The sequence below is a fragment of the Microbacterium sp. SD291 genome (assembly GCF_017355365.1).
In the GTDB taxonomy this organism is placed as follows: domain Bacteria; phylum Actinomycetota; class Actinomycetes; order Actinomycetales; family Microbacteriaceae; genus Microbacterium.
Map to the genome: position 1 here is coordinate 1 of NZ_JADIJR010000067.1, position 1,900 is coordinate 1,900.

The following is a 1,900-nucleotide window of genomic DNA, read 5'->3' on the forward strand; positions in this document are numbered from 1 at the left end:
GTGACCAGCTTTATCTGGGTGCTGTCAAGGGGGTGAAGCAAGATTGTGCGGGAGCGGCATGTAATCGACGTCAGTTACTGGCAGGCGAGCTCGTACCCGCTGTGCTTGGCGATGGGGCGGTAGGTGGCGCCTGGATGGAGTCGGGTAGCGACCTCAAGAGCGCTGCCCCAGTCGTGTGGTGTGCCTCCGGCTATCCGGTCGATGAGGATGCAGTCCGGGGTGGGGTTGGAGTTTCCGAGCCAGTAGACGTCGTGGTCGTCGACAAGGTAGGACATGAGGCCAATGTCGGTCTCAACAGAGGAGCCAGCAGGAATCGCCTCAAGGATTGTGGTCGCTGCGTCAGCCCGGTCGGGCTGATCCCACGAGTTGGGTGCGAGAAGCGACCATAGCGGGAGTGTGGGTAGGAGCACTGTTGCTGCTGTGACGGCGATCGCGGTGCCGTGGCGGCTATAGCTGCGAAGCCAGGCCCACCGGGCAGTGGGCCCGCGGTTGATGGCATCTAGGAGTGCGACGAACACGATCGGCATGAGGACGGCGCTGTAATGCCAGCTTGGGCCCCAGTAGCCATGGTTGCTTGAGAGGAAACGCCACGCGAGGGTCGGCAGGAGGACGAGCGCGATCGGTGACCGGAGGATGAGCCCGCCGCTGATTACCAGGATCAGGGCGAGCGTGAGTCCTTTCGATGGGTGAAAGAGCCCGCCAGGGTCGCCAAGGAGTGTCAGCGGGTTGGCGTTACTCGCGTACGCCCAGGAACCTTGAGGGTTGAGGAGTGGGAGCACGATGAACACCGCGATCGCGAACCAGCCCACGCCCCAGACCGTGAGCCAGAGCCCAAGCGGCTTACGCGAGCGGTAGGCGACAAGCAGACCGATAATCGCGACGGTGAGGCCGAGATCTTCCTTGACGAAGACCAGGGGGGCCGCCCACAGCACGGTAGCGAGATCGCGGCGCTCGAGCAGCGCGCTGAGCGAACAGGTCAGCAGAGGGACCGCGAGGGCGATCTCGTGGAACTGTGCTTCGGCGGCATACTGCAAACCCCAGCTGAAACCGAACGCGAGTCCGATGAGCACGCCGCCCGCGACGGTGCCAAGGCTGCGCGTCGCGGTGCGGGTGAGTATTGCTGCGGCGACCGCGAAACACACCGCTTGAACGGCGAGCAGTGTGAACGCGTGGGGCGCGATCGCGTAGACGGGTGCAATCAGAGCGAGGAGGGGGTGGAAGTGATCGCCGAGGAGGTTGTACCCGTCGCCTTTGATGTTCACGATGGGCGGTTGCATCCGGGCGTAGTTGTCGAGCAGCTGGGCGAAGATGCTCAGGTCCCAGGACTTCACGGTGAACTGCGACCACTGCCATGCCGCGTAGACGATGTACATCGTCGCGACGATCACCCCGACCACGCACGGGGCTATCCATCCCGTGCGCCTGTGCCGATCGGGCAGCGGTGGCGCCGTGGGCAGCGCCCGGATCGGTGTGATTGTCACCGGAGTGGCTCCAGACTGAGATCGCTGCACGCCACGCCATCCTGCTCCGGGAAGACCGCGAGCGTTCCGTCACGCTGGGAGCAAACGAACAGCTCGGGCACGGGATGGATCCGCCCATCGTTGGGGGGCGGTCCGTCGTTCTCACCACCGAGTACGCCGATACGCCATACGGACTCACACAGGTCGATGGCGCGGGCGACCCGGTCGTCTCCGACCGGCGACGGATCGCCGACCTGCTGCGCGCGGCTCTGCAACGAGGGCGACTCGTAGCAGTACGCGGAGTTGTGCCGCAGTTCCGCGGATGCAAGGGCGATCAGCGCCCCACCTGTGGTGGCAGCGACGAGCACGCCGGCGCCGATGAAGATGCTGACCCGCTTGGGAGACCGGCTCCGGTTGCGGCGTCGCCGGACCTCGCGCAT

2 protein-coding genes are annotated in these 1,900 nt (G+C 65.2%); both read right to left on the reverse strand.

Annotated elements, in window-relative coordinates:
- Positions 1 to 74: 74 nt before the first annotated feature.
- The gene (locus IPV10_RS16780; RefSeq protein WP_207485803.1) at positions 75 to 1,373 is read right to left on the reverse strand and encodes a DUF2079 domain-containing protein; all 1,299 of its coding nucleotides are present in this window, start codon (positions 1,371 to 1,373) and stop codon (positions 75 to 77) included.
- A gap of 104 nt (positions 1,374 to 1,477) precedes the next feature.
- On the reverse strand, positions 1,478 to 1,900 hold a 423-nt coding region (locus IPV10_RS16785; RefSeq protein ID WP_207485805.1), incomplete at its 5' end, for a hypothetical protein.